Origin of the sequence: Bordetella genomosp. 9 (assembly GCF_002119725.1) — a bacterium.
Lineage (GTDB): Bacteria > Pseudomonadota > Gammaproteobacteria > Burkholderiales > Burkholderiaceae_B > Bordetella_C.
This window is the reverse complement of record NZ_CP021109.1, coordinates 547,049-563,293: the sequence shown is the minus strand read 5'-3', so window position 1 is coordinate 563,293 and position 16,245 is coordinate 547,049. Positions and strand designations below refer to the sequence as shown.

The following is a 16,245-nucleotide window of genomic DNA, read 5'->3' as shown; positions in this document are numbered from 1 at the left end:
GTTATTCAGGCCAATGCACCGGGCCCATGTCCGGATGCACTTTCATCAGCCGGCACGGGATCCCGGTGTAGTTCGATACCCAGGCCGCCGCCAATTCGCCTTCATCCACCACGTCAACGGCCTGCTCGCCCACGAGCACGGCGGTGCGCACGCTGTCGTCGTCTTCGATCACATCCAGCGGGACGTCGATGCGCAGCATGCCCGGCGCGCGCAGCACCAGATAGCCAAAACGCAATTCCACCGCGATATCCGCGATGGCCGGACACGCCTGGCGCGTGACCCACTGGCCGCCCGAATTGACCAGCAGCCAGCGGCGGTCGTAGTCCGCCGCACGCGGATCGTCCAGGCCGCCGCACTGCGCAACCGGATGGTAAATGGCGCTCATTTTCCTGTTATCCCCTTCAAGATTCTGCCCAGGTCCCTGATGGTGTCCTGGCGCGAGTCGTCACGCTGACGCTCTTCGGATTTTCCGCCCAAGGCGCGCTGCAGGGCCTGCGACAGCGCGCCGCCGGCCACCGCGCGCCAATCGACGCGATATCGCAAGGCGTCATAAGGGCCTGCCACGCGCACCGGCACCACCACTCCGCGCAGTTCCTTGACGTCTGCATAGGGCGGCGGGGAATCGGCGATTTTCACATTGGCGACCACATCGATCCGGCCTTTCGGCAAATCGATGACGGCGGGTTCGCCCTGGCTGACCCGCAGCACCGGCGAGACCACATCCAGCCGTTTGATGGTGGCGACGCCAGCGGCCAACGCGAAATCGGCGTCCATGCGGCTGAAGACGGTTTCGCGGCCGGCGTCGGCGGGAACATCGGCGGGACCGTCCTGCCGGCCGCCCAAAAGCGCCTGCTTCAGATCGCGCAACGCGCCGGCCGCGTCGAAGCCCTTGATTGCCCCATCGCGCAAGCGCAGTTGCAGCGTGCCGCCCAGGTTGTCCCGCATCGTCTCGCCGTGCACGCCGCGCGTGGTCAGGTTTGCCGCGACGCTGCCCACCCCGGTCAGGGACGAGCGTTTGGTGATGGCCGTCAGCAGCGGGCCGATCGAAACGCCATCCAGGGTGAACCGCGTGGCGACGGCATTGCCATGCGCCGCGTCCAGCGATGCCCCGCCCGCCAGCTTGCCGCCGTACAGCACCGCGTTCAGCGGCGAGATCTCCAGCCTGCCCTGCGCGAGCTGCAGGGTGGCCGACAAGTTCTCCACCGCCACGCCGCGGCCGGTCAGGCGTCCGACCTTGATCGTGCCGTGGGCCGTGGGGCCGACCAGCGCGGACAGATCGGCGTCGCTGCCCGGGGCGGCCTTCGGCGCGCCGCCCCCCTCGCCCTTCGCGGGCGCGTCGGCGGCGTGGGACGTTTTGTCTGCGCCGGCCTTCGAGCCTGCGTTTGCATCCGCGCCCGCGTTGCTCGATTGCGTGGCGGGAGCCTGCGGCTTTTCCGCCGCGGGCGGGGGCGTGCCCGCATCCTTCGCCGGTTTGGCGGCGGCCTGTGCGGGCGGAATCAGCTTGTCCAGGTCCACCGCGTCGGCGTCCAACGTGAAGCGCAGCGACGGCTTCTTCTTCAGCTGTGCCGCACTGGCCGTGACGGCGAGCTTGCCGCCTTCCGTCTGGGCATTCAGTTTCAGGTCGGCCGCCTCACGGGCCATATCCACGCCGGCGGCGCCGGTGTAGGGAATGCGCAGCCCGCCGGCCGGCAAACCGGGTCCGGCAATAAGCGCTTGTCCGTTCACGGCCGCCAGCGTCGCGCTGCGCTTCGCCGTGTCGACGGCAAGCGGCGAAGCCAGATCGAACATCCAGCTGCGCTCGCCGCGCTTCAATTCGGCCGACAACCTGGCGTCGGCGACGGCAAGATTGGCGCTGTTGCCCGAAAGGTCGTTGAGGGCGAGCCGGATGTCCAGCCCTTCATTGCCGGACAGCCGCAATCGTGCGGCCAGCCCGCTGCCTGTCGCGGCTGCGGGCGAAATATCCAGGGCCGGCGCATCCGCCGCAAACTCGAACGGACCTTTAGGCAGCGTGCCCTTGGCCCGCAGCGCGGCCTTCGCGGCCTGCACGGTTTGCTGCTGCGGGTCCACGCGCAGATGCTCGGCCGCCAAACTGGCGTCCACACTGGCAGTGCCGCCCTGCACGTCTTCGACGTCGCCCTGGAAGACGAATTCCAGCGTGCTGGCCTCGACCGCACGCGCCCGCTCGTCATAGTGGAGATCCCCACGCAGGGACACATTGCGGGCGTTGGCGCGCGGCAGCAGACCCGTGGCCTTGAGATCCAGCTTGCGCACGGCATAGCGGCGGGCATCGGGATCGAGCATGGCGACGCCCTGGGCCGATAGATCGGCGTTCAGGCGAGGTTTGTCGCCTTCGACGTGGGCGGACAGGCTCACGTCGAAGGGTTCGGAGGCACGCATGCGGCCGGTCTTGGCGTTCAGTTGCGACACCGTCAGCGCCTGCCCCGTCGCATCGTCGCGCAGCTGGATTTCGCCGTCGTTGATGTTCAGTCCGGCGATATCGATGCCGAAGGCGCCGGAGCGCCCTTCCGTTTCGCGCCCGGGCTGCGCGGGCGCCTGCTTTTCCCCGGCAGGTCCGCCCAGCAAATCCTGGAAGTTCAGGCGCCCCTGCCTGTCGCGCACCAAACGCGCCCGCACCCCGCTGAACGTTGCGTGGTCGACGACCACGTTGCGGGACAACAGGGGCCAGATGGCCACCGCCATGCGAGCGCTATCGACCGCGGCGAAGGTTTCCGTGCTGTCCGGCTCGGAAAGCGATACGCCCTGCAGCGTCACGCCCAGCCGGGGAAAGAGCGTGGCCTCGATCTCGCCGTCGATGGTCAGCGTGCGGTGGTAGCGCTGCTGTACCCAGGTTTGCAACCTGTCCTTGTAGGTGTTGGGGTCGAACGTAAGAACAAAAACGATCAGCCCCGCAATGACGACGGCGAGCGCCACCGCCAAGCCTATCGATATGCGCTTGATCCACGTCTTCATGGGTGTCCCGCGATACGGAGCGTCGTACTCCTGCCATGTCCTGAGGCGGTGGCCGCGATCGCGGCAAGGGTGCCGCGGGCGCGCCAGCGCCTAAACCGCAATGGTAACAAAGGGGGTGCGATGCTAACGCTGCGCGTGCGCAGACCGTGCTGGCCGTGCGCCGCCCTGACGGCGCGGACGCGCGACTGCCTTCAATCCATGCAGGGCCAGCGCGTGCATCTGCGCCGCCAGCTCGGCGGCGGGCTGCTGAAAAAGCGCCTGCACGGGCGATTCGATCCGCCGGTCCAGCACAAGCAGCACCAGACAGGGCGCGAGCACGCTGAGCGAGCAACAGGTCAGCGCGGGCGTGCCGGGCGCCAGGCCGGTGATTTGCGAGACGATGCCGCTCAGCACCTGGAATTTCGGCAGCGCCTCCTCCCGCATGACCCGCGACAGCAGCGGCGAAGGCGACAGGATCTCGCGCGCCCACAAGCGGGTGTGCCAGCTGCCGCTGTCCACGATCGCCTCGACCAGCCCCTGCAGGAACAGCCGCAGTTTTTCTTCCGCCGGACGCCGGCTGGCTGCGATTTCGCGCAGGAAGGGCATGCCCATCACATGCGTGTGGACTTCGCGCAGCAACGCCAGGTACAGGTCGTCGCGGCTGCCGAAGTGATAGTTCACGGCCGCGATGTTGGTGCGCGCGCGTTCGCAGATGGCTTTGCTGGTGGTATCGGCATAGCCGCGCTCGGCGAACAACTGGCCGGCGGCCTCGATGATGCTGGCGCGCGTGGCTTCGCCGTCCGCGCGGGCGCGTAGGGGTATCGAGGCATGGGCGGGCGTCCGGGGCGGCATGGCGGCGGCGGCAACGCGGCCCAGCCGGCGCCTGCAAGCGTGCGCCACGCGGCCGTGTCCGCGATGAAACATGTGAAAACCCGCTCAGTTTAATTCAAATTCAAATTTGATTTATAGTAAAACCGCCTTTGCATGCGGTTCCCGTTTCAACGGCCCCATCCGCCGCCAAGATGGCGCTGGAGCGGCTTTTTCCGCCTTCCACCATGAAGAAGAAAATCCTTGTCGTGGCCGTGGTTGTGGCCGCCATCGCTTTGACGGGCTGGATACTGCATCGTCCCAGCACGGACCCGAACCGGTTGACGCTATACGGCAACGTGGACATCCGTCAGATCTCCCTGGCCTTCGACGGCAGCGACCGCATCGCCGAAATGCGTGTCGAAGAAGGCGACGCCGTGCGCGCCGGCCAGGTGCTGGCGCGGCTCGACACCCGGACGCTGGCGCTGCAACTGGCGCAAGCCCGGGCCGATGTCGACATGCGCGAGCAGTCGCTGCTGCGCCTGCGCAACGGCACGCGGCCCGAGGAAATCCAGCAGGCGCAGGCGCAGGTGGCCGCGGCCCAGGCGGACGCCGACCTGGCTGCCCGGCAATTGAAGCGCCTGCGCGCGGTTGCGGGCGGCACGGCGGGACGCGCCGTCAGCCAGGAAGATCTGGACAGCGCGGCCGCGCGTTTGCGGGTCGCCCAGGCGCAACTGGAAAGCCGTCAACAGGAACTGCGTCTGGCGCGCGTGGGGCCAAGGAAGGAGGACATTGCCGAAGCCGCGGCTGCGCTCGAAGCGGCGCGTTCGCAGGCGGCGCTGCTGCAGCACCGGCTGGATCTGGCCGAACTCAGGGCGCCGCGCGACGCGGTCGTGCGGGCCAGGCTGCTGGAACCGGGCGACATGGCGTCGCCCCAGCGGCCGGTGTACACGCTGGCGATCCGCGATCCCAAGTGGGTCCGCGCCTATATCGACGAGCCCGACCTGGGCCGCATCCGCATGGGCATGGCCGCGCGCGTCTACACCGACAGCCATCCTGACGAGCCGATCGATGGCAAGGTTGGCTATATCTCGTCCGTTGCGGAATTCACGCCCAAGAGCGTGCAGACGGAGACGCTGCGCACAAGCCTCGTCTATGAGATCCGCGTGCTGGTCGACGATCCGCAGGACCGGCTGCGCCTTGGCATGCCGGCCACGGTGCGCATCGAGCTGCCGCCATCCGGGCGCGCCCCCGCGTGATGGACCGGGACAGCGGCGTGGCCGTCATGGCGCGCGACGTCGGCAAGCGCTTTCAAGTCAAGGCGCCCAAGCGGATCGTGCAGGCCCTGCGCGGCGTCACGCTGCAGGCGGGACGCGGAACCGTCACGGCGCTGGTGGGGCCGGACGGCGCGGGCAAGACGACGTTTCTTCGCCTGATCGCGGGACTCATGCGGGCCGACGAAGGGGATCTACAGGTGCTGGGCCATGACGCCGGCCGCGACCCCCAGGCCGTGCAAAACCGCATCAGTTACATGCCGCAGCGCTTCGGTCTGTACGCCGACCTGAGCGTGCACGAAAACCTGGACCTGTACGCCGACCTGCATGGCGTGCCGATGGACGGGCGCCGCGAACGGTATGCGCGCTTGCTGGAGATGACCGACCTGACCCGCTTCACCGGGCGCCTGGCCGGCAAGCTTTCCGGCGGGATGAAACAGAAGCTGGGACTGGCCTGCACGCTGGTGCGATCGCCCGATCTGCTGCTGCTGGACGAGCCGACGGTGGGCGTGGACCCGCTTTCGCGCCGGGAATTGTGGGAGATCATCGACCGCATGGTGCGGGACGAGACCCTGACCGTGCTTGTGGCGACCGCCTACCTGGATGAAGCGGAGCGTTGCGCGCAGGTGCACGTACTGCATGAAGGCAGACTGCTCGCGCAAGGCACGCCGGCCGAGATCTCGGCGCATGCCCAGGGGCTCTGCTATGTCGTCGCGCCCGCGCCCGATGAGGCGCCGCGCCGCCGTCAGGCACGCCTGTTGGACCGCGCGGACCTCGTCGTCGATGCCGTGCCGCGGGGCGGCGACGTGCGTTTCATTCTGCGTCCCGGCGCCGATATCGCGGCGTTGGGCGAGGATGCCGCCAACGCGGAGCCGTCGCCGGCGCGGCTGGAAGATGGTTTCATGATGCTGCTGCGCATGCGGGCTGCGGATGCACAGCGCGGGCACGAGGCGTCGCCTCACGGCCACGAAGATCGGGAAATGGCGGCAGATGCACTGGATGACAGTGCCATGCGGCATGCGTCCGCCACGCAGACCGCGAACGCGGCGCTGGCTTCGGCTTCTACCGCCGGCCGCAACGGCGGCCAGGATCCCGCATCGCCCGTCATTGAAGTCAAGGATCTGGTGCGCAAGTTCGGCGACTTCACCGCGGTGGACCGCACCACTTTCAGCGTGTCCCGCGGCGAAATCTTCGGCCTGCTGGGGCCCAATGGCGCGGGCAAGACGACCACTTTCCGCATGCTGTGCGGTCTGCTGCCCGCCAGCGGAGGCAGCGCCCGCGTTGCCGGCATGGATCTGCGCACCGCGCGGGCGCAGGCGCGCGCGCGCATCGGCTATGTCTCGCAGGCCTTCGCCCTGTACGGCGACCTGACCGCGCTGGAAAACCTGCGTTTCTTCGGCGGCGCCTACGGGCTGTACGGCGCGCGCCTGCGCACGCGTATCGACGCGGTCACCGAGCAGTTCGCGCTGCGCGGCCAACTGGACCAGGCCGCCGGACGCCTGGCCGGCGGCATCAAGCAACGGCTTGCCATGGCGGTGGGGCTGCTGCACGAGCCCGAGATCCTGTTCCTGGACGAGCCGACCAGCGGGGCGGATCCCCTGGCGCGGCGGGCCTTCTGGCGCCGCATCACCGCGCTGGCCGATACGGGCACCACCATCGTGATCACCACGCATTTCATGGAGGAAGCCGAGTACTGCGACCGCATCGTCATCCAGGATGCGGGCCAGCTGCTGGCGCTGGGAACTCCCGCGGCGGTGCGCGCGCAGGCCGGCGCCACGCCCGAGCGCCGCATGACGATGGAAGAGGCCTTCATCGGCATCGTCGAACACGGACGCAGCCGCATGAACGGCCAGGCGGGCAACGCGGCGCCATCCGGACAGGCGGGCGCGATGCGGCCGGCCGCGGAGACGTCCCCATGAACGCCACGCATCGCGGTCGTCCCGCAGCGGATTTCTGGCGCCGGCTGGTGTCCCTGACGCGCAAGGAGGTGCGCCAGCTTTTGCGCGACCGCGCCAATATGCTGATCGGCCTGGCGCTGCCGATCGCGCTGATCCTGATCTTCGGCTACGGGCTCTCGCTCGACGTCAAGAACGCGCGCGTGCTGGTCGTAATGGACGATCCGACGCCACAGGCGCATGATCTTCTCGCAAGCCTGTCGCTCTCCCCCTACCTGACCTGCGAGCCGGTGGCTTCGTTCGCCGAGGCCCGCCGCCGGATGAACGCGCACGAAGCCGACGCCGTGCTGCGCATTCCCGCCGATTTTCCGCGCCGCCTGCAGTCGGGGGACGCGCGCGTGCAGACGCTCGTGCAGGGCAGCGACCCGACGCGGGCCTTGGCCGTGGGGGGATACGTGCAAGCCGCCGTCAATCTCTGGCTGCAGAAGCAGGCCGAGCGCGCGGCGTCCACCGCACCGGCCGGCGTGATCGTCGTCGACCGGCTCTGGTTCAACGCGGCAAACGACAGCACGTGGTATCTGGTGCCTGGGTTGATTGTCCTGATCATGACGCTGATCGGCACCTTCCTGACCGCGCTCGTCATGGCCCGCGAATGGGAGCGCGGCACGCTGGAGGCGCTGTTCGTCACGCCCGTGCGGCCCGCCGAAATCCTGCTCGCCAAGATCATTCCTTACTTCTGCGTGGGGCTGCTGGGCCTGGCGCTTTGCCTGGCGGCAGCGCTGCTGCTGTTTGACGTCCCCCTGCAAGGCTCTTTCGCCGCGCTGCTGGCCGGCGCCATGCTTTACATGCTCGTGGCCCTGGGCATCGGCCTGCTGATATCGGCCGTCACCCGCAACCAGTTCCTGGCGAGCCAGATTGCCATTCTGGCCAGCTTCATGCCCGCGATGATGCTGTCGGGCTTCGTCTTCGACCTGCGCAACGTGCCCGCCATCGTAAGCATCATCGGCCATGCCTTGCCCGCGACCTATTTCATGGAGCTGGTCCGGACGGTATTCCTGGCAGGGGACTACTGGCCCCTGATCGCGAAGGACTGCGCCATCCTGGCCGGCTATGCCGTGGCGCTGCTGCTTGCCGTCGGCCGCCTGACGCGCAAGACGCTGGACTGACGCCGCCCGATCCGGACGCGCCACGGAGAACCCGCCATGCCCTTACGACACCCGATGGATCGCATAGCCGCCCTCCTGCGGCCGCTGGGAAATCTATGCCTGAAGGAATTCCTGGCCGTTCTGAAGGACCCGGCCAGCCGCGTCATCCTTATCGTGCCGGCAATCCTGCAAAGCCTGCTGTTCGGCTATGCGGCCACGTACGACCTGACGCACGTCCCGTACGCGGTGCTGGACCAGAGCGGCGGCGCGGCATCGACACAACTGCTCGCGCGCCTGGACGGCACCGGGGTATTCGAACGGGTCGCCACGCTGCGCGGCGTGGATGAGATTCCGCGCGTGATCGATGCCGGCGAAGCCTTGCTGGTGCTGCATTTCGACGGCGACTTCGAACGCGCCCTGTCCGCCGGCCAGGCCGCGCCGCTGCAATTGATTCTGGACGGCCGCAACTCCACCACGGCCGGCACCGCGGCCGGCCAGATCCGCGACATTGTCGGCGCCTATAACGCCACGCTCCCCGGCGCCACGCCGCCGCCGGTCGCCGTGGAAATGCGCGCCTGGTACAACCCCAACCTGGAAACGCGCTGGAGCATCATGCCGGGGCTCATCGCCACGCTGAGCATGATCCAAACCATGACACTGGCTGCGCTGTCCGTCGCGCGCGAGCGCGAACAAGGCACTTTCGACCAACTGCTGGTAACGCCCTACCGGCCCGGCGCGATCCTGCTCGGCAAAGCCTTGCCATCCATCGTCATCGGCCTGCTGCAATCCGGCCTGATCCTGATCGTCGCGCTGTTCTGGTTCCGGATCCCCATGATGGGCGGCGTCCTGGTGCTGTTCGCCGGCCTGCTGCTCTTCACCATCGCGATCGTGGGACTTGGGCTTTCCATCTCGGCCCTGTCGGCGACGATGCAGCAAGCCATGCTTTACACCTTCGTGCTGCTCATGCCGCTGGTGCTGCTGTCCGGATTGGCAACGCCCGTGCGGAACATGCCCTTCGCGTTCCAGCTTGCCACGTATGCCAACCCATTGCGCTTCGCCGTGGACCTGGTGCGCAGCGTCTATCTGGAAGGCGCCGGCCTTGCCGACATCTGGAGCGACCTGGTGCCCTTCGCGTGCATCGCCGCCATCACCCTGCCGCTCGCGGCCTGGCTGTTTCGTCATCGTCTCGCGTGAGGATTCCGACGTGCCGATCACTACCGCTTCCTTCTTCGCATCCCGGCGTCACCGTCGCGCGGCAGGCTTTGCGCTGCCGCTGCTCGTCGCGGTGCTGGCCGGCTGCGCCGCCGTCGGACCGGACTACCAGCCGCCCGCCACCGCGGCGCCATCCGGATGGGAGGAATGGCGCAGCGGCGATGGCGGACGCGCCGGCGCAGTTGGCGCCACGGCGAGCCGCCCGCTGTCCGATCGCTGGTGGACCTCGTTCGACGACCCCGTCCTGAACGACCTGCAGGACCGCGCGGCACAGGGCAGCCCGGACCTGCGCACCGCCGCCCTGCGCTTCGCACAAGCCCGGATGCAGCGCATGACGGTGGCCGCCCAGCGCGGCCCCACGCTGGACGCCACGGGCGCCATCAACCGCCAACGGCAAAGCGAATATGCGGCCGGCACGCGCCTGGCCGATGCCGTCGCGCCCGCCAACCGCGAAGCGCTGATCTCCGTACTCAGCGAACCCTTCAACCTGTACCAGGGCGGATTCGACGCCTCCTGGGAGCCGGACCTGTGGGGCCGCGTGCGCCGGTCCATCGAGTCCGCCGACGCCAGTGTCGACGACGCGGGAGCACTGTTCGACCAGACGCGGCTGGCCGTGGCGAGCGAACTGGCGCGCGACTATTTCGAATTGCGGCTGACGCAGCAGCAGCGCGCGCTGACCCGCCAGGACATCGCGGCCGCGCGTGACGGCCTCGACTTGCTGCGCGCCAGGGCGCGCGGCGGCCTCATCGACGATCTTGACGTGGCCCGCCAGCAATCGCTGCTGGCGGACCTGCAGGCCCGTGCGCCCGCTCTGCAAGCCAGCGAGGCGGCGTTGATGAATCAGATCGGCCTGCTCGTCGATGCCCGGCCCGGAGACTTGGACAGCCTGCTTGCCGCGCGCGCCGATTCATCGCTGGAAGCCTTGCCCGCCCATCTGCCCGATCTGGCGCTGGGGCTGCCGTCTGAAGCGGCCCGCCGCCGTCCCGACATCCGCGCCGCCGAAGCGCGGCTGCATGCCGCCACCGCGGACATCGGCGTCGCCGTGGCGGACCTCTATCCGCGCATCACGCTGGGCGCCAGCTTCGGCTACGAATCCTTCAAGGGCTCCCGCTTCGGCGAATGGGGCACGCGGACGTGGAGCATCGGCCCGTCGCTGTCCCTGCCGCTGTTCGACCAGGGACGCAGGCGCGCCGTCATCGAACTGCGCTCGCTGCAGCAGCAGGAGGCTGCGGTCGCCTACCAGCAGACCGTGCTCAAGGCCTGGCAGGAGGTCGACGACGCGCTCACCGGCTACGCCGCGGAGCGAACCCGCAACAGCGAACTGCGCACCAAAGCCCGGGCCAGCGGTCAGGCCTACGAGCTGGCGAAGGCGCGCTATGCCGGCGGCCTGACCGACTTCCTGGTGCAGCTGGACGCCGAACGCACATGGCTGCAGGCGCGCCGGGACCTGGCGGACAGCAACCACCGCGTATTTCAGCGCCTGATCGCCGTCTACAAAGCCGTGGGAGGCGGCGACCCGCAGGCGCTGCAGCCGCCCGCCTCGGAGCAGGCCCAGGACAATCGGCTTCCCCCCGCCGCCGAAATGGTCATAAGCAAATAATTTTTAGAAATAAGCTATCGTCCCGCTTGGGAAAGAACGGAGGAGCGGCGCGCGCCGGCGGCAGGCCAGGCGGCCGACACCGCACCGCACCCACGCCCGGGCGCCGCCCGGCGTGAAAACAGGGACAACGCTTTGGGCACCGCAATTCTTCAAGGCAACGTGGCGCGATTGGCCGCCGCGCAAGCGCTCGCCGGCGCGAACACCACCGTCGTCTACGCCACGGCGGCCATCATCGGCGACACGCTGGCGCCGGACAAATCGCTCGCCACCATGCCGATCTCGATCTTCGTCGTCGGCATGGCGCTGTCCACCCTGCCCGCCGGCGCCATCGCCCAACGCTACGGCAGGCGGGCCGCCTTCCTGCTCGGCACCGCGTGCGGCGTGCTGGTCGGCCTGCTATCGGCGCTGGCCATCCTGGCCGGAAACTTCTGGCTCTTCAACGCCGCCATGCTGTTCGGCGGCGCCTACGCCGCCGTGGTGCTGACCTTCCGCTTCGCCGCCGCCGACGGCGTGCCGCCGGCGAATCGCGCCCGGGCGCTATCCACCGTCATGGCGGCCGGCATCCTGGCCGGGGTGCTGGGACCGCAGCTGGTCACCTACACCATGAATCTGTGGCCGCCCCACATGTTCGCCGTCACCTACTTCGCGCAGGCCGCCGTGGCGTTGCTCAGCGCCGGCATCCTGATGGGCGTCAAGCTTCCCGTGCCGACCGCCGCGGAAAACGCCGCCGGCCGCCCGCTGTCCGAAATCATCCGCCAGCCCGCCTTCATCGTCGCCGCCATCTGCGGCGTCATCAGCTACACCCTGATGAACTTCCTGATGACCTCCGCGCCCCTGGCGATGCGGCTATGCGGCCTGCCGCAGGAAGCGTCCAACCTGGGACTGCAATGGCACGTCATCGCCATGTACGGCCCCAGCTTCTTCACCGGACGCCTGATTTCGCGCTTCGGCGCTTCCCGCGTCGTGATGGCCGGCCTGCTGCTGACCGCGGCCGCCGCCGCTGCCGGACTGAGCGGACTTACCGTCCATCACTTCTGGGCATCGCTGACGCTGCTCGGACTGGGCTGGAACTTCGGCTTCGTCGGCGCATCGGCGCTGGTGCTGGAATGCCATCGGCCCGAAGAGAAGAACAAGGTGCAGGCGTTCAACGATTTCCTGGTCTTCGGCACCATGGTCCTGGGCTCGTTCTCGTCCGGCGGCGTGCTGACGAATTACGGCTGGGACGTCGTCTGCTGGATCGCCTTCCCGCCCATCGTCATCGCGATGGTGGCGCTGGCGGCAGGACGGCGGTCTTCGGTGCGAGGCCGGGCGGTGCAGGTGTAGGCGTAGGCGCAAGGCTGCCGGAACGATAAACCCGCCAGCAGGCGGGTTTATGTCAGAGCCGGGCGGCCCAGGGGGCTCCCTTCATCACACGTTGAACAGGAAGTTCATCACATCCCCGTCCTGGACGACATAGTCCTTGCCTTCCGCCCGCATCTTGCCCGCTTCCTTCGCGCCCTGCTCGCCCTTGTAGGCGATGAAGTCGTCGTATGAAATGGTCTGCGCGCGAATGAAGCCGCGCTCGAAATCGGTATGGATGACGCCCGCCGCCTGCGGCGCAGTGGCGCCGATACGCACCGTCCAGGCGCGCACTTCCTTCACGCCCGCGGTGAAGTAGGTCTGCAGGCCCAGCAGTTTGAACGCCGCGCGGATCAGCCGGTTCAGGCCCGGCTCTTCCATGCCCATGTCGGCCAGGAAGGCGGCGCGGTCTTCTTCCGGCAGATCGACGATCTCCGATTCGATGGCCGCGCAGATCGCCACGACCGGCGCGTTGCGCGATTTGGCGAATTCCGTCAGGCGATCCAGCAGCGGATTGTCGGTGAAGCCGTCGTCGTTGACGTTGCCGACATACATGGCCGGCTTGGAGGTGATGAAGCACAGGGGCGCGATCAGCGCGCGCTCTTCGTCCGTCAGGTCCAGCGTCCGGATGGGTTTGGCTTCGTTCAATTGCGCCACGCACTTTTCCAAGGCCGCGACCAGACGCTGGGCCTCCTTGTCGCCGGAACGTGCAGTCTTGGTATGGCGATGCATCGCCTTTTCAGCGGTCTGCAGGTCGGCCAGCGCCAGTTCGGTCTCGATCACTTCGATGTCGGCAATGGGATCCACCTTGCCGGCCACATGCACCACATTCGGGTTCTCGAAGCAGCGGACCACGTTCACGATGGCGTCGGTTTCGCGGATGTGCGACAGAAACTGATTGCCCAGGCCCTCGCCCTGGCTGGCGCCCGCCACCAGACCGGCAATGTCCACGAACTCCACGGTCGCCGGCACGATGCGCTCGGGCGAAACGATTTCGGCCAGCTTCTGCAGGCGCGGATCGGGCACTTCCACGACCCCCACATTGGGCTCGATCGTGCAGAAGGGATAGTTTTCCGCCGGGATACCGGCCTTCGTCAGGGCGTTGAAAAGCGTCGATTTGCCAACGTTGGGCAGGCCGACGATGCCGCATTGCAGAGCCATGAAAATCCTTGATGAGTCAGCACATTGAGCAGCACGGCGGAGCCGCCATAGAACGCGGCAAACCGTGCCATCGTAGCGATCGTCTAGACATGCGATCTGCTGCGACTGGACGCCGTTCCGCCCTGATGTGCCCTATTTTCCACATAAAGCGATTGTAGCCGCCAAACGCCCGGTGCAAGGACCACAAAGGACGCGCCGGGAAGGAAGTCGATTTCGGCGGGCGAAGTGCCGGACGTTTTTAGTAGGCATCCCATGCCGTCCCGCCCCCTGGGATGATCGCCAACGTCACCACTTGGACCCATAGCGTTATTGCCTTTGCCATGTAGAAGCCGAGTCAGCTTCATACAAAAACCATGGCCGCTGCGCATCGCAGCCGTGCGGCATAGGATTCGCCCTAAACTGTCGTAACCGAGACAGCCCGTAGCGAAACGACTATGTACAAGAAAGACCTGGCCAAAACCATCCAGATTTTCCTCCCTGGCGGTGATCCAACGGGGATTCGCATTGCTGAATTGACGACGCGCATTATCCAGGCAATAGAGGTGCCCCGAACACTGCTTCAGGACTTTCGGGTTTCCAAAGAAAGCGAGCGCGTTGGGGTGTATGTGTTGATGGGAGCCAGCGAAGAAGGCGGATTATCGATATATATCGGGCAGTCCGGTGAAATTGGGAAACGGCTGGATCAGCACAACGCTAAGCTGGATTTCTGGCAACGAGCGTTGATCTTCATCTCCAAGACGAACAATCTAACGCAAACGCATGCCCTTTTTCTGGAATGGTTGTGCATCCAGGAAGCAAAGAATGTAGGCAGGTGTGCCACTATCAACGGGAATGATGGCAGCAAACCATATACGCCGCCTCCACTAGAGGCGGAATGTCTAGAAATGTTAGAAACCACGCGGATCCTGACGGCCGCATTAGGCCATCGCATTTTTGAACCGTTGGTTTCGCAGGAATCGGAGCACCAAGAGCTGTTCTTCTGTCCGCGCGCAGGCAACGCAGCCTTGGGCGAATATACGTCCGAAGGATTTGTTGTGCTCAAAGGCGCCAAAGGGAAAGGCACGCCGACTGCCTCCTTCACATCGCATCATTATTTCAACCTCAGACAAAGTCTCATCGACCAAGGGAAAGCGGCAATTGATGACGGCTTTCTAGTCTTCAAAGAGAACGTTCTTTTCGAATCTCCTAGCGCTGCGGCAGCCGTGGTCTGTGGCTCAGCCGCTAACGGCTGGACCGAATGGAAGAACAAGGATGGAGTCACATTAGGCACCTTGAAGCGCGGTCCGAGCCTGGAGTCGAGTTGACTTGTGCTTACCGACCGCGGACGACGCGACAAGAATCTCGCCGATGCCGGCTCGGCTTTCAAAAAGGAAAAGCGTTCCCGGCCCGCAAGAGGTGCCGCCGGGGAGCTGGATCAGCCACGCGCCGCGGCGGCCTGTCCTACGTCACCAGCTGCGGCGCCCACTTGAGCAACGCGAGCACGACCAGCACCGGCCCCGCGTTGAACATGGCGTGCATGGCCATCGAGGCGCCGATCCCGCGCCGGGTGCGCATCCAGCTGAGCACCAGGCCGGTCAGCCATTGCGGCAGGACGAGTACCGGCATCAGCCACAACGGCGTGTGGTTCAGGTAGAAGTTGCCCAGGTGCATGCCGGCGAACACCAGCGCCGCTCCATGCAGCACCCAGGGAAAATGCCGCACATAGCGCCGGCGCCAAGCCCAGTGCCATTGCCGGCGCGACACCATGCTTCGCCGCTGGGCAACCAGCACCAGGGCCAGCACCCCGACAACCACCGTGGCGGTAAGCGGCCCTGGTCCGTGCAGCAATGGCCAGATCATCAGAGGAACCGCCCACAACGCCTGCGCCGGCCGGCGCAGACCGTAGCGAAAGAGCATCTCTTCCACGACCGGCGCCCATACGATGGCGGTGAACCAGGGAATGGCGCCCATTTCCAGCTTGTGATGGGCGCCGCCCAACGCCGCGACCGCCACCGCCAGCGGCCCCAAGGCGAACAGGTTGATACCCCACAGCAAGGCGACCCAGGCGAGCAGCCGGCGCGCGGGCACGGGGGGCTTCCAATCCGTGCCCAGGCTCGCGCCCTGCCGCCGCGGGGGCAAGCGGCGCAGCGTGGGGCGGCGCACGAAGCGCCAGAAGTCGGCGATATCGGCGCGCAATCGCGGCAGGGCGCCCCGTCGGTTCGGCGGCATCGTCAGCCCTCGTTTTCTCGATGCAATTGCTGCGTGGCCCGCGTGAATTCGCCATCGAGCAGCAGCGGCATGACGGCGCGGCAGCGATGGATCACGGCCTCGATGCCGGTCATCTCGTCGCGCCGGGGCGCATGCAGCACGAAGTCGGCCACCTGCTGCGCCAGGCCGAGCGTCCTGGGATGGCCGATGCCGATCCGCAGCCGCCAGAATGCCGGGCTGCCCAAGGCAGCCTGGATATCACGCAGGCCATTGTGACCCGCATGGCCGCCGCCTTGTTTCAGCTTGACCTGGCCCGGCATCAGGTCCAGTTCATCGTGCAGAACCAGGATCTGCTCCGGCGTGAATTTGTAGAAACGCGCCAGCGCGCCCACGGACTGGCCGGAGCGGTTCATATACGTGGTCGGTTTCAGCAACACCACGTTGTCGCCCGCATGCCGCGCCTTGGCGACGAAGCCGGAAAAGCCCTTTTCCATCGCGAAGCTGGCGCGCATATCGTCGGCGACGTGATCGGCCAACCAGAAGCCCGCGTTGTGGCGGGTGGTTTCGTATTCCGGCCCGGGATTCCCCAGGCCGACGATCAGGCGTATCGGTACGGACATGACTGGCGTAGATGTGAAAAACCCTGCGTATGGTATTCCACACGCAGGGTTCGCAGG

General features: G+C 66.9%; 13 protein-coding genes. 7 read left to right on the top strand and 6 right to left on the bottom strand.

The genetic code is table 11. The annotated features are described in order from the left end of the window. Position 1: 1 nt before the first annotated feature. The 3 genes from CAL13_RS02630 to CAL13_RS02620 all read right to left on the bottom strand — a co-directional run bounded on the left by CAL13_RS02630 (position 2) and on the right by CAL13_RS02620 (position 3,873). Positions 2-385, bottom strand: coding sequence for an MOSC N-terminal beta barrel domain-containing protein (locus CAL13_RS02630; protein WP_086056004.1), 384 nt, complete (start codon positions 383-385; stop codon positions 2-4). Next, a complete protein-coding gene (locus CAL13_RS02625) occupies positions 382-2,970 on the bottom strand; it encodes an AsmA family protein (RefSeq protein ID WP_086071423.1) in 2,589 nt (862 codons plus the stop codon). The genes CAL13_RS02630 and CAL13_RS02625 overlap by 4 nt, the downstream gene beginning before the upstream one ends. Before the next feature lie 123 nt (positions 2,971-3,093). Continuing rightward, on the bottom strand, positions 3,094-3,873 hold the full coding sequence (locus CAL13_RS02620; protein WP_232467749.1) for a TetR/AcrR family transcriptional regulator: 780 nt from the start codon (positions 3,871-3,873) through the stop codon (positions 3,094-3,096). A 131-nt stretch (positions 3,874-4,004) separates the two neighbouring features. Here CAL13_RS02620 and CAL13_RS02615 point away from each other — a divergent pair, with 131 nt between their 5' ends. The 6 genes from CAL13_RS02615 to CAL13_RS02590 all read left to right on the top strand — a co-directional run bounded on the left by CAL13_RS02615 (position 4,005) and on the right by CAL13_RS02590 (position 12,205). Continuing rightward, positions 4,005-5,015 (top strand): HlyD family efflux transporter periplasmic adaptor subunit, encoded by a 1,011-nt coding sequence (locus tag CAL13_RS02615; protein WP_086073481.1) that lies wholly within the window; start codon positions 4,005-4,007, stop codon positions 5,013-5,015. After that, a complete protein-coding gene (locus CAL13_RS02610; RefSeq protein ID WP_086071422.1) occupies positions 5,015-6,949 on the top strand; it encodes an ATP-binding cassette domain-containing protein in 1,935 nt (644 codons plus the stop codon). The genes CAL13_RS02615 and CAL13_RS02610 overlap by 1 nt, the downstream gene beginning before the upstream one ends. Then, positions 6,946-8,091, top strand: coding sequence for an ABC transporter permease (locus CAL13_RS02605; RefSeq protein WP_086071421.1), 1,146 nt, complete (start codon positions 6,946-6,948; stop codon positions 8,089-8,091). The genes CAL13_RS02610 and CAL13_RS02605 overlap by 4 nt, the downstream gene beginning before the upstream one ends. A 54-nt stretch (positions 8,092-8,145) precedes the next feature. After that, positions 8,146-9,264, top strand: a complete 1,119-nt coding sequence (locus tag CAL13_RS02600; protein ID WP_086071420.1) for an ABC transporter permease — start codon at positions 8,146-8,148, stop codon at positions 9,262-9,264. Between the two features lie 10 nt (positions 9,265-9,274). Beyond that, positions 9,275-10,882 carry an efflux transporter outer membrane subunit gene (locus CAL13_RS02595; protein ID WP_232467748.1) on the top strand — a complete coding sequence of 536 codons (1,608 nt, stop codon included), beginning with the start codon at positions 9,275-9,277 and terminating at the stop codon, positions 10,880-10,882. Between the two features lie 132 nt (positions 10,883-11,014). Then, positions 11,015-12,205, top strand: coding sequence for an MFS transporter (locus CAL13_RS02590; protein ID WP_086071419.1), 1,191 nt, complete (start codon positions 11,015-11,017; stop codon positions 12,203-12,205). Between the two features lie 84 nt (positions 12,206-12,289). Here the strand turns inward: CAL13_RS02590 and ychF are convergent, their stop codons facing one another. Next, positions 12,290-13,381 (bottom strand): redox-regulated ATPase YchF, encoded by a 1,092-nt coding sequence (gene ychF / locus CAL13_RS02585; protein WP_086055998.1) that lies wholly within the window; start codon positions 13,379-13,381, stop codon positions 12,290-12,292. 434 nt (positions 13,382-13,815) lie between these two features. On the opposite strand from ychF, the gene CAL13_RS02580 reads away from it, so the two are divergent. Beyond that, the gene (locus CAL13_RS02580) at positions 13,816-14,685 is read left to right on the top strand and encodes a GIY-YIG nuclease family protein (protein WP_086071418.1); all 870 of its coding nucleotides are present in this window, start codon (positions 13,816-13,818) and stop codon (positions 14,683-14,685) included. A gap of 136 nt (positions 14,686-14,821) precedes the next feature. Here CAL13_RS02580 and CAL13_RS02575 read toward each other — a convergent pair whose 3' ends face one another. Then, positions 14,822-15,589 (bottom strand): CPBP family glutamic-type intramembrane protease, encoded by a 768-nt coding sequence (locus CAL13_RS02575; RefSeq protein ID WP_086071417.1) that lies wholly within the window; start codon positions 15,587-15,589, stop codon positions 14,822-14,824. Positions 15,590-15,591: 2 nt separating this feature from the next. Then, positions 15,592-16,188 (bottom strand): aminoacyl-tRNA hydrolase, encoded by a 597-nt coding sequence (gene pth, locus CAL13_RS02570; RefSeq protein WP_086055995.1) that lies wholly within the window; start codon positions 16,186-16,188, stop codon positions 15,592-15,594. Positions 16,189-16,245: the final 57 nt, after the last annotated feature.

Excerpts from the sequence above, each read along its gene's own strand:
- CAL13_RS02600 (WP_086071420.1), top strand. The coding sequence starts at position 8,146 with ATGGATCGCATAGCCGCCCTCCTGCGGCCGCTGGGAAATCTATGCCTG.
- CAL13_RS02575 (WP_086071417.1), bottom strand. The coding sequence starts at position 15,589 with ATGCCGCCGAACCGACGGGGCGCCCTGCCGCGATTGCGCGCCGATATC.
- CAL13_RS02605 (WP_086071421.1), top strand. The coding sequence starts at position 6,946 with ATGAACGCCACGCATCGCGGTCGTCCCGCAGCGGATTTCTGGCGCCGG.
- CAL13_RS02620 (WP_232467749.1), bottom strand. The coding sequence starts at position 3,873 with ATGTTTCATCGCGGACACGGCCGCGTGGCGCACGCTTGCAGGCGCCGG.
- CAL13_RS02610 (WP_086071422.1), top strand. The coding sequence starts at position 5,015 with ATGGACCGGGACAGCGGCGTGGCCGTCATGGCGCGCGACGTCGGCAAG.
- CAL13_RS02580 (WP_086071418.1), top strand. The coding sequence starts at position 13,816 with ATGTACAAGAAAGACCTGGCCAAAACCATCCAGATTTTCCTCCCTGGC.
- CAL13_RS02625 (WP_086071423.1), bottom strand. The coding sequence starts at position 2,970 with ATGAAGACGTGGATCAAGCGCATATCGATAGGCTTGGCGGTGGCGCTC.
- pth (WP_086055995.1), bottom strand. The coding sequence starts at position 16,188 with ATGTCCGTACCGATACGCCTGATCGTCGGCCTGGGGAATCCCGGGCCG.
- CAL13_RS02615 (WP_086073481.1), top strand. The coding sequence starts at position 4,005 with ATGAAGAAGAAAATCCTTGTCGTGGCCGTGGTTGTGGCCGCCATCGCT.
- CAL13_RS02630 (WP_086056004.1), bottom strand. The coding sequence starts at position 385 with ATGAGCGCCATTTACCATCCGGTTGCGCAGTGCGGCGGCCTGGACGAT.
- ychF (WP_086055998.1), bottom strand. The coding sequence starts at position 13,381 with ATGGCTCTGCAATGCGGCATCGTCGGCCTGCCCAACGTTGGCAAATCG.